Source organism: Pelovirga sp. (assembly GCF_059864205.1).
Genome location: NZ_JCBCBS010000122.1, coordinates 1 through 14,876, shown reverse-complemented (window position 1 = coordinate 14,876; position 14,876 = coordinate 1). Strand labels below are relative to the sequence as shown.

Here is a 14,876-nt window from a genome sequence, read left to right as displayed (position 1 = left end):
ATGTTGGACCAGATAACCGGAAAGCCGGCGGTACAGGGCAGTTCCACCAGGGTGATGCCGAGGGCCATGATGATGGTGGCGCCGACCATGCCGGCAGTTGACATATCCTGATGGATGATGTTGCGCATACGTTTGAAAATTCCCGGCTTGTGCTTGTCGGAGATGGTGAAGCTCACTCCCTGTTGAAACCAGAAATAGTCCTTGATGTTGACCACGGCAAAGGTCAGAGCCAACAGCCCGACGACAATCTTGATCCAATCTACATACCCCACATACAAAAAGACATTGAGCAGCCCCAGCATGAAGGCCCCATAACCGGCGGCGGTGGTCAACAGGAACGCCAAGCCGACAATGATAATTTTGCGGCGCGAGCGGGTATGCAGCAGAATGCCCAAAAGGATGGTAAGCAGCCAGATTGAACAGGGATTAAAACCATCGACAACGGCGATCAGCACGGTTGTCAGCAGCAGGGGCATGGTGTCGATATTGATATCACCGAACAGGGGAACGCTGATGGTGTCGGTTGCGGTTGTTGGGGGTGTTTCGCCGCCGTGCTGCAGGCCAAGAAGTTTTTCCAGCTCGCCGCGCATCTCGTCGGGAAAATGTTCACGGTAGCCGATCCAGTGACGCTCACCGATAAAGGTTAAGGGAACACTGTGAGAATCAATGCCGTATTTGTTGGTGGCTTCGAGAAAGCGCTGCTGATTGGCGCGGTCGTAGTACACTTCATAATCACGCAGTTCAACCTCGGGAAAGTCTGCTGCCAGCTGTTCGAGTTGGGGTTTCAGACGTTCGCAGAAAGGGCAACCGATGCCCCAGAAATAGAGAATTTCGTGGGCTGCATGTGAGCGGCTTGTCAGCGCCGGGCTATCTATGCTGCTCCAACCGAAGCTGTCGGTTGTCAGGGAAGGAACCAGTGGACTGCCGGCAACCCCCTGGCAGGCCGTATCACTGCCGGCGTCGATATTGTCAGGGCAATCGGGGACTGCTTCGCAACGCATATTCAAAGGATTGTATTTTTGACCGGGAGCACAATCGATGAAGGCGTTTGCCTGAAGGGCGCCGCCAAATAAAAGAGCAAACGCAACAATCAATCCTGTCGCGACAATCACTCTTTGGTAGATAAAATGAGTCAAGGCTCTGGCCATCGTTGTTCCATTATCTGCGTTGAGAAGGTGAGTGCTTTGCGAATCGGTTGGCAATCTTAGCGGAAAACAGTTTGTCTGGTAAGGTGCTTTTGGCGGTTTTTGTCAGGAGATTGATGGTTGCCTGGTGGTTTCAGAAAGTAATCCGCGCTGCAGTACATGATAGCGTACTCCATCGGAATGCAAGATGCTGCCAAAGAGACTGACGGCGTTGACAGTAAAGGCTTGCCGAAGGGGTATGTCATCCATCAGTTGTCGGAGCCTTTCGAGGTTATTATTGCTCTTGATGCGGGCGAGGGTGATGTGAGGGTGGAAGTGCTGTTCCGGGGCAAAACCCAAAGGCTCAAATAGCCGGTCGATCTGCTGCACCAGTTGCTTGAAGGGCAGTGGCTCATTGATGGCGGCATAGAGGATGCGTGGTTGTTTGGATGAGGGGAAAAAGCCGAAGCCGTTCAGATTGGCAGTGAAAGCCCCCTGGTCTCGAGCAAGCTGGCTAATCTTTTCAGCAAGTTGGGGCAACCGGGTGTCATCAACCTCGCCAAGGAACTTCAAGGTCAGATGCAGATTGTCCGGTTTGACCCAGCCGGCAGTGACATCGCACCGGCGTAGTTGCCGGGCGATGTCACCGAGGTATTGCTTGAGTGCGGAAGATAATTCAACGGCGATAAAGGTACGCATCCCCTCATCTTACGTTTTTCGCCGGTCGGGTTACAGTCCCTTCTTTTCAAATATTCTGAATGCCGACAGACCAACGATGATGAAAACCACGATGACCAGCCAGGGTGAGATGCCGAGCACCTGCGGCAGGGTTACCTTGCCGTAGGCTCCCCAGGTCAGCACGGTACGTTGTAATAGCGGATAGGCTTCGGCGAAGATAGCAGCACCAACGACCATGCCGGCGATGGCCCAGATGACATGAATACGCCCTTCCGCCAGGGCGCCGACGGAGGTGCCGGGGCAGAAGCCGGCGATGGCCCAGCCGATACCGAACAGCAGACCGCCAATAATAAGAGCGCCGACATTGGCGGACTTGATGCTTAATGAGATCACGCCGAAACCGTTGAGAGCATAGATGCCGACCATTCCGACCAACACTGCGGTCAGCATGAACTTGATGATGGTCATGTCCTTAAGCAGCATAAACCCAACCTGCTTTTCGAAGCGCAGAACTTCACCTTTTTGCAGGAAGAATCCGAATAAGATGCCGGTTGCCAGTCCTAAAAAGAGATCCATGATCCTCCTCCTTATTTCTTATAGAGCAGGTGAGCGGTGATGATGCCGCCAACCATGAAGAATACCAGGGCCAACAGACCACTGACCGCCAATTGCATGTTGCCTGACAACCCATGGCCGCTCGGACAGCCATCGGCCAGGCGCGCGCCGAACATCAGGATCATGCCGCCGATAAAAGCGCCAACCCCCCGGAGTGTCGCGCTGGTGCCGAAGCGTTCTTTCCAGATCGGTGGCACAGTTTCCAGCTTGGCTGAGCGTCCGAGTCGGGCGGAGATCAGGGCACCAACAAAGATGCCGATGACAACCATCATCTGCCAGTCAACCCGGGGGCGGTTCTTTTTCAGATACTCATTGGTCTCAACATTTGCGGGGATGACAACCTGCTCAACGTAGCCGGCCGCCCGGACAAATGTGGTTGAGGCACCCAGATACATACTCTTATCGATCACCAGAGTGGTGACCGCGACCGAGAGAATGGCAAGGATGCCGGTAAGGGCACCGGCGACGTAAGGATTCCAGCGTGCAGCGAAAATTGAGATATTCATAGGATCTCCTTTGCTATTGTTGTATATGAATATGTATATATAATAAATAAAAAAATGTTTCAAGGGGTGACATGATTTTTTAAAATACAAAGATCTTTATGCAAAAATTCACCCTTAACAGTTTTACATATCAGGTAGGTTTTGCAACTAATGGGATGAGGAATGTGGTTAAAAATCAGCGGGGGACGATCAGGGTGTTGCTCTGATGACGTAAATGTTGACATCGACACCGTACATCTGTTGAACCGTTTCGGGTGTTAAATTGGTGTGATGGGCGCAGCTTTGAAACATTCTGGATTCCGGCCTCCGAGAGTGATGAACGTATCTATGAATCCACCGCAGTAATAAGCAAATTTATTCATCTAGTGGCATGATCAAAGGATTGAACGCTTTGGACGCAATCAGAACCCGTTTGCCGACCTTCAGGGTTGTCATCTCCCGCTCGCTGGCGATGACCTGAACAATATCCTGCCCGACCAGCACGTGGACGATATAGACGACGCCGCTGGGTTTGATGTGTACCACCTCACCATTAAAACGGAACTTATTGCTGATCTTTGATTGTGAAAACACCTCCGTCGGGCTGCCGCTGCGGGTGACTTTTCCTTTGTCCAGCACAAAGACGCGGCGACTGAGGCGGAAGACCTCGCTCAGATCGTGGCTCACCAGCAGGGTGGTTGGTTGATAGCGCTGATGCAGACGCTGCAGTTCATCCTGGAGTTTGAGACGCATCTGCAGGTCCAGCGCCGACAGGGGTTCGTCAAGGAGCAGGATGGTTGGTTTCAGGGCCAGGGCGCGCGCCAGGGCGACACGTTGACGCTGGCCGCCGGAGAGCTTGTCCGGCTTGCGCCCGGCCAGCTCCTGTAACCCTGCAACCTCCAGTAGTTCGCCGACGATGGCGCTGCGCTGCTGTTTGGGTAGAGCCAGACCGATGTTCTCGGCGACGGTGAGATTGGGAAACAGGGCGTAATCCTGAAACACCATGCCGATGGAGCGCCGGCGCGGCGACAGATTGATGCGGCGGGCAGAGTCGAACCAGGGTTGGCCATCGACAACGATGGTTCCGCTATCGGGGGTGGTCAACCCCGCCACCATGCGCAACAGGGTGGTTTTGCCCGCACCGGAGGGGCCGAACAGGGTGGTGAATTCCCCCTCTTCAATGGTGCCGCTGAACACCAGGTCCATCGGCCCTTCGGCGGTATGCAGGCGTTTGCTGACATTGACTTCAATCATGTCAGCTCCATGCGGGCAAAGCGCCGGTTGACGATGTAGACCAGTAGCAGAATGGCGAAGGTGATGGCGAACAGGACAAGGGCGTACCGGTGGGCGGTGGCATAGTCGAGGGCTTCGACCCGATCATAGATGGCGATGGAAGCCATGCGGGTTTGACCGGGGATATTGCCGCCGACCATCAGTACCACGCCGAATTCTCCGACGGTGTGGGCGAAACTTAACACGCACCCGGCGAGGATGCCCGGTTTCATGTTGGGCAGCAGGATGGTGAACAGGGTCTTCACCCGGGAGATCCCCAAGGTCGCCGCCGCCTCGCGCAGGTTGGCGGGAATTGCGCCAAAGCCGCTTTGCAGGGGATGGATCATGAAGGGGAGGCTGAACAGCACCGAACCGACGATGATCCCTTCAAAGCTGAACACCAGCCTTAAATTCAGCCAGCTTTCAAGAAAACCACCGACCGGATTGACCGGACTGAAGAACACCAACAGATAAAATCCCAGTACCGTTGGTGGCAGTACCAGGGGCATGCTCACCAGGGTTTCAACGATGGCTTTGCTGCGATTGCTGGTATAGGCCAGCCAGTAGCTCAAGGGAATTCCCAGCACCAGCAGAATGATGGTGGTGATGCCGGCGACTTGGAAGGTGAGGATCATGGTTTGGATGAAATCGGGGTTCATAGAATTTCCATATCTGTTGAGCGCCGGCTCGGGGAGCCTATGCCAAGGGACGCATTTCGTCGTCCATGGCCACTTGTTGTCGCCATCCGTGGCGACAAACACCCTTGTCACAGGATCCCCAACCCTGTGCAATGGCGAGTTGAATAGCAGGAAATTCTTTTAATTCCCAGTCAATGATACCTCGTTGGCCTTGACCAGCCATTCCACCTGATCACCGGTTTTCAGCTCAATTTTTTGCGCTGAGCGGTTGGTGATAATGGAAATAACCTGGTGTCCTGCGCTATCGAGGGTGATTTCCGCCAGCATGCCGCTGCTGCGGATGGCGGCGATGGTCGCGGTAAAGCGGTTGCGTAAACTGATCTGCCCGCTTAAATTGCGGGCGATGGAAACTTCCGTCTCCTTGAACAGAATTTTTACCCTCTGGCCGGTTTTCAACCAGGGGCATTGTTCCGGGGTTTCGACGATCAGCGCCGACATCCTGAAGTCTGAGGTCACCTCAATATCCACCAGGGAGAGGTTGCCGTCAGTGTCGATGGCGGCGATGGTTCCGGGAATGCTGTTCATTGTGCTGGAACCTCAAAACCGTACATCTTGAGGATCTCCTTGCCTTCCTCACTTTCGATAAAATCAGCGAAGATTCGTGACAGGGGGTGTCTTGCCCCATAGTTGGTGATCATGTAGCCCTGATGCAGCGGCTTATGATCCTTGACGTCAATCAGCTCAAAGGGTTCACCAAGTTGTTTCATTTCTGGAGCCAGTGCCAAAGAGTAGGCGATGATGCCGACATCGGCTGCACCACTGACGATAAAATGAGCCGTCTGGGAGATGTTTTCTCCCATGACCAGCTTAGGCTGCAATTCTTCCCACATGCCATGGGTTTTCATCGCCTCCATGCCGGCAACACCGTAAGGTGCGTGCTCGGGATTGGCGATGGAAATGCGGCGGATGGAAGGATCACGCAGCACTTCCATGCCTTTGCTCAAAGCGAGCTTGCCCCCCTTGTGTTGCCAGATAACAATGCGGCCGATGGCGTAGAGTGTGGCTTCCCCAATGCCATGCCCGTCTTGTAACAAGCGTTCCGGATACTCGATATTGGCAGAGAAATAGAGATCATAGGGAGCATTGTTGCGAATCTGGGCGTAAGCTTTACCACTGGAACCATAGATGGTTTCGATCCTGGCACCCGGATGAGTCTGCTTGAAAGCGGTGACAACCTCATTCATGGCGTAGCGCAGGTCGGCAGCAGCGAAAACAATCAGGGAACGCTGTTGCGCGTGCAGACTGGTGGTTGATGTGAGGATAAGCAGCAGGAATAATAAGAAATATTTCATACAGGTGACTCAGCAACCATGATCGAAGCCGCGAACAGCGGCCGATATCAGGGGAGAAGGAGGTTGAGGAATGAAGATGACATAAGGCGAATATTCTGTCAAAAAAATGGTCAGGGTTCAGCGCCGTTAAAGATCCTTTTCCTTACCGGACCCCTTGCCCGGGAATCTTAACCAATACTGCCAAAGCTGGCCAACGCCATCACCCCACACAAGCGGGGCATCTCTCCCTGATACATCAGCAGGTTTTGCCCATGCCGGGCAAAACCTCTTTGGCGCAGCAGCAGTTCAAGTCCGGCAGAATCCAGAGCATCAACAAACAGACTCTTGTTTGCAGGTATTGCGGCCACCGCCGCATCCAGCAGCAGGCGGGCGCTGCGCGGATCGGTTTTTGCCGTGGACCAGGGGCCAAGCTGCCAGACATCGAGCCCCGCTTGCAACAGGGCAAGATGATTCGGTTGCTGCAGCAGGGTTGATTCCAGCGCCAGGGCCTGGATCAGATCGCGGCGATCTTCCCCCCAGCTATCCTGTTCCAGGTTGATCAGGCAGTGCAGGGTTGCCTGCACCTCTGCAGCTTGCCCGTAACCGTAGCCGGTAGCGCTCCAGCGCGTCACCGTATCGACCTGTTCAAACCCGTAGCGCCGATACAGCGGTGCGCCTTGCTCGGACGCGGTCAGCCAGATGCGTTTGAGCTGGAGCTGATTGAGAAATTTCAGCGCTTCTTCAAGCAGCCTTTTTCCGTAACCTTGCCTGCGGTGCAGCGGGTCGATGAGCAGGTTGCCGATCCAGCCGCTGTGCCGGTAACCAACCGCAGAAACAAAGCCACGGGGTGTGCCCTTATCGCGCAGGGCGAAGAAGAAAGGACGCCATTGATGTTGGAAGAGCCGTTGCTCTTTGAATGGGACTCGCCACCCCTCCTGGGCTGCCCAGCGCAAAAACAGTGGCCAGTCGGCGCTGGTTGGTGGCTGGATCGTCACTGTCATTCAGTTGGCGCGACACAGCTCGATCAGTTCCTGATCCAGTAAGGCCCGTTTGCGACGGCCGGCAAGGGAGCGGACGCGCTGTAACAATTTATTCAAGTCGATCTGCGGTTGTTCCAGCTGCAATTCCTGCAGGCGCTGTTTTAAACCGCTGCGGCCGGAATGTTTGCCGACGACGATATGGCGCTTTAGTCCTACCTCTGCCGGATCAAAACCTTCGTAAGTAGATGGATGTTTCAGGATCCCATCGGTATGCAGCCCTGATTCATGGTAAAAGACCTTTTCTCCGACAATTGCCTTCCAGGGAGTCAGTGGCCGGCCGCTGGCAGCTGCTACATAGCGGGAAAGATGAGCCAGATCCGTTGTCGTAATCTCAGGATCGATCTCGCAGGCGAGTTTAAGTGCCATCACCACTTCTTCCATCGCCGCATTGCCGGCCCGTTCGCCGATGCCGTTGACGGTGGTGCTGACATAGGTCGCTCCGGCCCTGATTCCGGCAATGGCATTGGCGGTCGCCATCCCCAGATCGTTGTGGGTATGAACCTCCAGATCGATGGAACTGTGACGGACCAGAGTGCTGACCTTGTCATAAGTGGTGAAAGGGTCGAGCAACCCCAGGGTGTCACAGAAGCGGAACCGATCAGCACCAAGGTTTGCGGCAATCGCCAACAGTTCCAGTAGAAACTCCATGTCAGCGCGGCCGGCATCCTCGGCACCAACGCAGACATAGAGCTGATGCTGTTTGGCGAAATCAAGGGCGATTTTTAATTGTTCTTTTACCTGCTCACGGCTGGAGCGCAGTTTGTGACGGATGTGAATGTCAGACACGGAAATGGAGAGATCGACGGCCCTGATGCCGCAGTTCAAGGATGCCTGGATGTCGGGAATCAGGGCGCGGTTCCATGACAGCAGGCGGGCATTGAGATTCAGGTCGACGAGTTTTTTGATGGTGCGCTGTTCGTCCTTGCCCATGGCGGGAATGCCGCATTCCAGTTCGCTGACGCCGATCCGGTCGAGCAGGGTGGCGATGGCGATTTTTTCGGTGCAATTGAAGACGACCCCGGCGGTCTGTTCGCCATCGCGCAGGGTGGTGTCGGCGATGTGGATTTTTTTGCTGGACATAGACATACCCCCAAATCGGGTTAAGGGACGCCTTTGTCGCCGGATAGATTGTGTGTCATTTGCTTCAAAGCAAATTTTGTGCCTTGTCTGGGGATAGGTGGAATCTGCGGGTTGATGTCAAGGAGTGGTGATTGTTCTGCTTATTCTTGAGGCAGGGTGGTTAAATTTTGGGCAGAAGGTTTGTATGTAGGGGCGCAATTCATTGCGTCCTGATTTATTGATGTATCATGACAATCGGGCGTGATGAATCACGCCCCTACCTGAAATCTATCGCATCGCCTCTCAGCCACCCTGCGTGAACCGCCGATTTTGGCAGATGTTTTGCAGATAAAGGCTAAGTTGAACCTTCCCTTCGGCATGGCCGCCGAACAATACCAATACATTTCCCCCCTCTCAATGGTGCGGCGGGGCGACTTGATCTATATTATTTCAAGGAGCTGTCGTGGCATCAAAACCCAATATCAGAGAACTGCTGGTCGAAAGTGCCTGTGAGCATAATCAGACCAAAAAAGCAGCATGTAATGCGCCTACTCCCGGTGCGACCACCGGTGGCTGTGCTTTTGAAGGCGCGCAGATTGCCCTGTTTCCTTTTGCCGACGCCGCCCACCTGGTTCACGGCCCCATCACCTGCCTCGGTGCCAGCTGGGAAACGCGGGCGACACCCACCAGTTGGCCCGCTAGAGATCTGACCCAGGTCGGTCTGACCACCGATACCAGCCTGAATGATGTGGTATTCGGCGGGGAGGAAAATCTAGCCGTTGCGATCGATCAGACCATTGTTCGTTATCAACCCCAGGCTCTGTTTGTTTATGCTACCTGTGTCACCGCCCTGATCGGAGACGATATCGACAAGGCCTGTCGCGAGGCCGCCGCACGCCATGGCATCCCCTGCGTGCCGGTGCACGCGCCCGGCTTTGTCGGCAGCAAGAACCTCGGCAGTCGCCTGGGCGGCGAAGCGGTACTAACCCATCTGATTGGCACCCTGGAGCCGGAGGTGACAACCCCCTTCGATATCAACCTGATCGGTGAATATAACGTCACCGGTGATATGTGGCAGTACGCGCATCTGCTTGAAGAACTGGGGATCCGCATCCTGTCGACCTTGAGCGGGGATGGGCGCATTGCGGCGATCCGCACTGCCCATCGGGCCAAGCTCAATGTCATCGTCTGCGCCAAATCCCTGGTTTCCATCACCCGCAAGATGCAGGAAAAGTATGGCATTCCCTGGATCTCTCTGTCCTTCTACGGCCAACGTGACACCTCGGCCGGACTGCTGGCCATTGCTGATGCCCTGGGTGATCCGGCCTTGATCGAGCGCACCCAGGCACTGGTAGCAAGGGAGGAGGCGAAACTGGGGGAAAAGCTCGCACCTTATCGCGAACTATTTGCCGGCAAAAAGGCGGTACTCAATACCGGCGGCAACAAAACCTGGTCCATCGCCGCTGCCCTGCAGGATCTTGGCATCGAGGTGGTGGCGACAGCAGTGCGTAAGGCAACGGAAGATGATCGCGCCAAAGCGCGCGAGTATCTCGGTGAAAATGGAGTGCTGATGATGAACCCCGGTGCCGAACAGGCGAAGCTGATCGATGAAAAGGGCGCCCATATCCTCCTGGCCGGGGGGCGCTCCCTGTATACGGCGATCAAAAAGGGGATCGCCTTTATCGATGTCAACCAGGAGAAAAAAATCAGCTACGGGGCCTATAACGGGCTGTTGAATCTGGCTGAGGATCTTAAGCATGCGTTGGCAAGCCCGGTGTTTGAGTTGGCCGGACGGAGGGCACCATGGCACGGATAAGACATAAATCCACCAAATTATTGCAGGTCAATCCGTTCAAACTGTCGGCCCCGATGGGTGCGACCCTGGCGTTTCTGGGGGTTCACCAGTGTATGCCGCTGATGCATGGCGGCCAGGGGTGCGCCAGTTTCACCAAGGTCTTTTATACGCGCCATTTTGCCGAGCCGATTGCCTTGCAGACCACCGCTGTTACTGATGTCACGGCAGTTCTTGATGGTGGCGATTACAGCATCAGTGAAGCGGTGAAAAATATCGGCAACAAGGTCACCCCGGAGCTGATCGGGCTTTATACGACCGGTCTGACCGAAACCAAGGGGGATGATGTCAGTGGTATCGCCAAACGGTTGGAGGTGCCGCTGGTCTATGTCAATACCCCCGATTACGAGGGTGGACTGGAGCAGGGGTGGGCAGCGGCCTGCAGTGCCATGATCCGGCAACTGACGAATGCCTGTGCCGATGTTGACGACAATCGTCTGGTGCTGCTCCCCCATGTCAGTCTGACGCCCCTTGAGGTGGAAAAGATCGCTGATCTGATTGCCGCCTTCGGTTTCAATGTGGTGACCCTACCGGATCTGTCGAGTTCCCTTGATGGTCATGTTGGCGAAAAACAGGCGGCTCTTTCCAGTGGTGGTATCCGTGTCGAACACATTCGTGATCTGGCGCAGGCTGGGCTGGTTGTCAGCGTCGGTGCGTCGATGCTTCCCTGTGCCTATGAATTGCAGAAGAAAAATCCGCAGATGCGTCACCATCATTTTCCTCATCTGACGGGCCTGGTCGCTACCGATGAACTGATCAGGATGCTTCTCGCTGAAACCGGTTTTCATACACCGCCACAGCAAGTCGGGCGCTGGCGCGATCGTTTGCGTGACGCTCTGCTCGATTGTCATTTCGCTCTGGGTAAAACCCGTTTTATCCTGACCGGAGAGCCGGATATGCTTGCCGCCTTGTGTGCGATCATCAGCGAGGCGGGAGGAAAAGTCGCTGCGGTGATCGCCGCCACCGATTCATCGGCCCTGGATGATCTGAAGGCTGATCGGGTGATGGTTGGTGACCTGGGGGATGCCGAGGATCTGGCCGCCGACTTTGATCTGATCATCGGTGGCACCCATGTGGAGGCTTTGGCCGATCGCCTGGGGAAGGGGATGGTGCTGCGCGGTTTCCCCAACTGGGAGCAACTCGGCAATCAACTGGTGCATGACTGTCTTTATGAGGGGGGAGCCTATTTTCTTTGCGAGATGGCCAATGTCATTACCCGGCATCAGCATCATAGCGGTCAGCGATGAGTGGTTATAGCGAACAGATTCTGCGTTATGCCGACAATCCCCACCATGTCGGAGAACTGGCCGGCGCCGATGGCATCGGTGAAGTCGGCCTGGGGGCAGAAGAGCGAGGTGCGCGCATCGCTGTCCGATTTTTTATCAAGACTGCCGGACGCCAAGTTGAAATGGTGAGATTTCAGGCGTTTGGTTGTGGCTACACGATTGCTGCCTGCGCCGCCGCGGCAGAACTTGCGGAAAACGCCTCTATGAACGAGGTCCTCCGGATCAGCCGTGAAGCTATCAACGCAAGGCTGGGCGGCCTTCCGGTTGATCGCCTTTATTGTGCCGATCTGGCCGTTCAGGCCTTGCAAGCGGCGGCTGCCAGTATCGGGCGTCAAGGTAAGCCGGTCACCGGCAATTTAGCCCGGCATCAGGATCACGCCGGGCCCAGGGTCAGTAGCGATCATCCGCGCTACCGCCAACTGATGGACAGCGCCTGTTCCGAAGACATGGTTGCGGCAGATCGTCATCTGCTTGCCTGTCTGTTGGTCGTGCTGGGGGAGGAGGGATGTCACCCGGAAATTGCCCTCGGTTTGACCTCACAGCAGTTCGCCAGCCTGTGGCGAAACTACTTTCCGGATCTTGATCTTGATGTTGCTGCTGATATTTCTGCTTCAAGGGTTTCATCGGCCGTCAGTATAGATCCTGAACTGGTCAACCTGTTGCTGGGCTTTATCCCGGATGGGGAAGAAACTGCGAACAGATTATCAGGAACCCTGCTGGCCCACATTCTCGCTGCCCGTGCTTCGAAGCCCGGCCATCTCTGGGTCGCCATGGGATTGTTCGAGCGGGCGGAACTTGGTGCGGCAATCAAGCGTCATCTGCCAACACTGTTTGCCGCCAATCATCAGGGGATGCGCTGGAAGCGGTTTTTTTACAAGCAGATCTGTGAACAGCAGGGGGGGCTGTTGTGCAAGAGTCCGGTTTGTGGTGAGTGCAGTGAGTATAAATTGTGTTTTAATGACGGTGATTCGTGAACCGTGAACCGTGAACCGTGAACCGTAAACTGTGAACTGTGAACTGTGAACTGTGAACTGTGAACCGTAAACCGTGAACCGTGAACCGTGAACCGTGAACCGTGAACCGTAAACCGTAAACTGTGAACCGTGAACCGTAAACTGTAAACTGTAAACTGTGAACCGTGAACCGTTATCTCAATTGGCCCGCTGCGCTGATTTTCTCCCTTCCAGATACTCCAGATCAATATCCTCACCAACGACTCCGGCGGCATCGGCGCGGCATTGTTTGCAGTGGCGGGCCTGGGAGAGGATGAGCTCGGCCTGGTTGCGCACCATGTCCATGGTCAGTGCCGTCGGGGGGATGACGTCCCTGAACATACCAACCGGGATGACCGGAGTGATGTTCATCATCTGTGCTCCCAGTTCGCGCACCTTGATGGCCAGATCCAGGGTTTCGTGGTCATTGATCTCGGGGATGTAGACATGGTTGATTTTAACGATCAGTCCTGCTGCTGTCGCCAGACGTAACCCCTCCAGCTGATTGTGCAACAGGATGGCCGCACCTTCCTCTCCCTTAAGCTTTTTGCCCTCATGCCGCACCCATTCATAGACTTTTGCCCCGGTTTGTGGGGTAAGGGCATTAATGGTGATGGTCAGGCTGGTCACCCCGGCAGCGATGATTTTATTCACCGACTGCGGCAGCAACAGACCGTTGGTTGACAGGCACAGCTTCATCTCCGGGAATTCCTTGCGGACCAGATCAAAGGCGCTAAAGGTTTTGGGATTGTCTAACGGGTCACCGGGGCCGGCGATGCCGACAACCTTCAGTTCGGCACCACCCTTCATCTCCATGTGTCTTTTGACCAGGCGCACGCGCGCCAGCGCTTGTTCCGGCGTCAGTACCCGACTGGTCACGCCGGGACGACTTTCGTTGACACAGTCAAAGCGGCGTTCACAGAAACCGCATTTAATATTACAGCCGGGGGCTACCGGCAGGTGGATACGCCCGGCTTTGCTGTGATCACCGCCGAAGCAGGGGTGGTCGGAAATCTTTGTAGCTGTCATCATCGGGCAACCGGTCGCCATAAGTCTCTCCTTGGTTGAAAATTGGTTAGGGAAAGCGCCGTTGCCTGGCCCGTGATAAAAAAGCCCCGAGAACTCATGATGAGTTTCGGGGCGACTGTGCCTTGGGTAAAAGTGCTACATCAACGTAACCACTTTTGTTTAATGGATTAATGATTATCTGTTTAGCATATTATGTGCCAAGCATCAGACAGATGAAAACAGTCGATTTGATTAATGCACCGTGATGCCCTGCAATAAAACTGCTTAAAGTTTAGGCATAATTAAAAAAGCTGCCATAAGATTGATCCACTGACAAATGATACTATCAACGTTATAAATGCGGACAATCTTGCCCTGTTCGCATGCTGCCTTTGCACTGACCGCCGCAGACACTGTCGTGGGCAAGCTTCAGGGCCTCAAGGATGGGTCCTGAGGCGATGATCGGACGAATACCAATTTTTTCCAACTCCATTTTGGGCAGTTCACCGATCTGGGCGGTGACGACAGCCTTACATCCTTTGATGGCGTCGACAATGGTATCGAACTGGCGATGGCGAAACGGGTGATCCGGATCGAAGGAACAGTATTTTTCCACTTCAACTTCACTAATTTGTTCCGGATTGTGGCCGCGGTAGTCATATATCAGAAAGCGTCGGGCGTGACCAAAGTGCTGGTCAACCTCGGTCCCTGATTTGGATGTGACGGCAATGCGCATCAGATGCTCTCCTTTTACAGCCGAGTGTTTAAGCTCCTGCTATGCCGCCATCGGGGCAAAACTGAAACATTTCTTTGGACAGGCGACGCCACAGGCGGCACAGCCGATACAGTTGTCTTCGGCAACGACATCCATGACCATACGCGTGGAATAGTTCTCCTCGTCTTCAATATCCAGCGGTGCCAGCACTTTGCGCGAACAGGCTTTGTAACAGCGGCCGCAGCCGATGCACTTGTCGTGATCGATTCCTTCGACGAAGGTCGGGGTCCAGGTGCTTCCACCTTTGGTGATTCCGGTAATAAAGGCCATGAGATTTCTCCTTGTGATTTTTTAAAATGTTTCAATGATAGATGTTTGGGGATCACGTCGGGGGTATTTTCATTTGCGGGAAAAACTCGGCTATCGCCTCAAACAGTCCCCGCTGCATTCAAACACCCCCGACGTGATCATTGCTGGTTGTTTATCCAGAGGCGTGATGAATCAAACCCCTACATCTTTTAATAGGGCTTTTCGCAACCAGGGTGGTGGGCTGCCGCGCAGCACTTCCTGGAGTTGTTCGATGGTGTCGCTGATCGGAGCGTTGGTTTTGCTTTTGATCGGATGAATCTTCTTGGCAACCAGCCGCGCCGCTGCCGGCCCACCGATCTCCGCGACATAGACCAGGGCACAGTCGGCCAGACCGGCACAGCGGGATTCGATGCGATCGGCTTCATCAGCGCCGGAAGTGCTGACCTGGACAATGCCGTTGAAGCTTGCTGTG

Annotated in this window: 16 protein-coding genes and 1 pseudogene; 3 read left to right on the top strand and 14 right to left on the bottom strand. The window is 54.7% G+C overall.

Annotated features, from left to right (window positions below; all coding sequences use genetic code 11):
- The 10 genes and pseudogenes from AC6F7T_RS08115 to nifV form a co-directional block, all read right to left on the bottom strand.
- Positions 1-1,148, bottom strand: a pseudogene (locus AC6F7T_RS08115) (hypothetical protein); the annotation flags it as partial.
- Positions 1,149-1,250: 102 nt separating this feature from the next.
- Entirely contained in the window at positions 1,251-1,823 is a 573-nt protein-coding gene (thpR, locus tag AC6F7T_RS08110) for an RNA 2',3'-cyclic phosphodiesterase (protein ID WP_500717688.1), read from the bottom strand.
- A gap of 30 nt (positions 1,824-1,853) precedes the next feature.
- The gene (locus AC6F7T_RS08105; RefSeq protein WP_500717687.1) at positions 1,854-2,378 is read right to left on the bottom strand and encodes a DUF6691 family protein; all 525 of its coding nucleotides are present in this window, start codon (positions 2,376-2,378) and stop codon (positions 1,854-1,856) included.
- A gap of 11 nt (positions 2,379-2,389) precedes the next feature.
- The gene (locus tag AC6F7T_RS08100) at positions 2,390-2,923 is read right to left on the bottom strand and encodes a YeeE/YedE thiosulfate transporter family protein (RefSeq protein ID WP_500717685.1); all 534 of its coding nucleotides are present in this window, start codon (positions 2,921-2,923) and stop codon (positions 2,390-2,392) included.
- Positions 2,924-3,277: 354 nt separating this feature from the next.
- The gene (locus AC6F7T_RS08095; RefSeq protein ID WP_500717683.1) at positions 3,278-4,156 is read right to left on the bottom strand and encodes an ATP-binding cassette domain-containing protein; all 879 of its coding nucleotides are present in this window, start codon (positions 4,154-4,156) and stop codon (positions 3,278-3,280) included.
- On the bottom strand, positions 4,153-4,833 hold the full coding sequence (gene modB / locus AC6F7T_RS08090; RefSeq protein WP_500717681.1) for a molybdate ABC transporter permease subunit: 681 nt from the start codon (positions 4,831-4,833) through the stop codon (positions 4,153-4,155). Before modB ends, AC6F7T_RS08095 begins: the two co-directional genes overlap by 4 nt.
- Before the next feature lie 159 nt (positions 4,834-4,992).
- Positions 4,993-5,397 carry a TOBE domain-containing protein gene (locus tag AC6F7T_RS08085; RefSeq protein ID WP_500717679.1) on the bottom strand — a complete coding sequence of 135 codons (405 nt, stop codon included), beginning with the start codon at positions 5,395-5,397 and terminating at the stop codon, positions 4,993-4,995.
- Positions 5,394-6,164, bottom strand: coding sequence for a molybdate ABC transporter substrate-binding protein (gene modA, locus AC6F7T_RS08080; RefSeq protein WP_500717677.1), 771 nt, complete (start codon positions 6,162-6,164; stop codon positions 5,394-5,396). Before modA ends, AC6F7T_RS08085 begins: the two co-directional genes overlap by 4 nt.
- A gap of 167 nt (positions 6,165-6,331) precedes the next feature.
- Complete coding sequence (locus AC6F7T_RS08075; protein ID WP_500717676.1) at positions 6,332-7,144, bottom strand: GNAT family N-acetyltransferase; 813 nt, start codon at positions 7,142-7,144, stop codon at positions 6,332-6,334.
- Positions 7,145-8,263, bottom strand: coding sequence for a homocitrate synthase (nifV, locus tag AC6F7T_RS08070; RefSeq protein ID WP_500717674.1), 1,119 nt, complete (start codon positions 8,261-8,263; stop codon positions 7,145-7,147).
- Positions 8,264-8,705: 442 nt separating this feature from the next.
- Between nifV and nifE the strand changes: the two genes are divergently transcribed.
- From nifE to AC6F7T_RS08055, 3 genes are read left to right on the top strand one after another with little or no spacing between them, the layout of a single operon-like run.
- The gene (gene nifE, locus AC6F7T_RS08065; RefSeq protein ID WP_500717673.1) at positions 8,706-10,058 is read left to right on the top strand and encodes a nitrogenase iron-molybdenum cofactor biosynthesis protein NifE; all 1,353 of its coding nucleotides are present in this window, start codon (positions 8,706-8,708) and stop codon (positions 10,056-10,058) included.
- A complete protein-coding gene (gene nifN, locus AC6F7T_RS08060) occupies positions 10,046-11,341 on the top strand; it encodes a nitrogenase iron-molybdenum cofactor biosynthesis protein NifN (RefSeq protein ID WP_500717670.1) in 1,296 nt (431 codons plus the stop codon). The genes nifE and nifN overlap by 13 nt, the downstream gene beginning before the upstream one ends.
- Positions 11,338-12,354, top strand: a complete 1,017-nt coding sequence (locus AC6F7T_RS08055; RefSeq protein ID WP_500717669.1) for a nitrogen fixation protein NifQ — start codon at positions 11,338-11,340, stop codon at positions 12,352-12,354. The genes nifN and AC6F7T_RS08055 overlap by 4 nt, the downstream gene beginning before the upstream one ends.
- 177 nt (positions 12,355-12,531) lie before the next feature.
- On the opposite strand, the gene AC6F7T_RS08050 is transcribed toward AC6F7T_RS08055, so the two are convergent.
- The 4 genes from AC6F7T_RS08050 to AC6F7T_RS08035 all read right to left on the bottom strand — a co-directional run.
- Positions 12,532-13,422 carry a radical SAM protein gene (locus tag AC6F7T_RS08050; RefSeq protein ID WP_500717667.1) on the bottom strand — a complete coding sequence of 297 codons (891 nt, stop codon included), beginning with the start codon at positions 13,420-13,422 and terminating at the stop codon, positions 12,532-12,534.
- A gap of 310 nt (positions 13,423-13,732) precedes the next feature.
- Positions 13,733-14,116, bottom strand: a complete 384-nt coding sequence (locus tag AC6F7T_RS08045; RefSeq protein WP_500717665.1) for a NifB/NifX family molybdenum-iron cluster-binding protein — start codon at positions 14,114-14,116, stop codon at positions 13,733-13,735.
- Positions 14,117-14,155: 39 nt separating this feature from the next.
- A complete protein-coding gene (gene fdxB / locus AC6F7T_RS08040) occupies positions 14,156-14,425 on the bottom strand; it encodes a ferredoxin III, nif-specific (protein ID WP_500717664.1) in 270 nt (89 codons plus the stop codon).
- 171 nt (positions 14,426-14,596) lie between these two features.
- On the bottom strand, positions 14,597-14,876 hold a 280-nt coding region (locus AC6F7T_RS08035; RefSeq protein WP_500717663.1), incomplete at its 5' end, for a NifB/NifX family molybdenum-iron cluster-binding protein.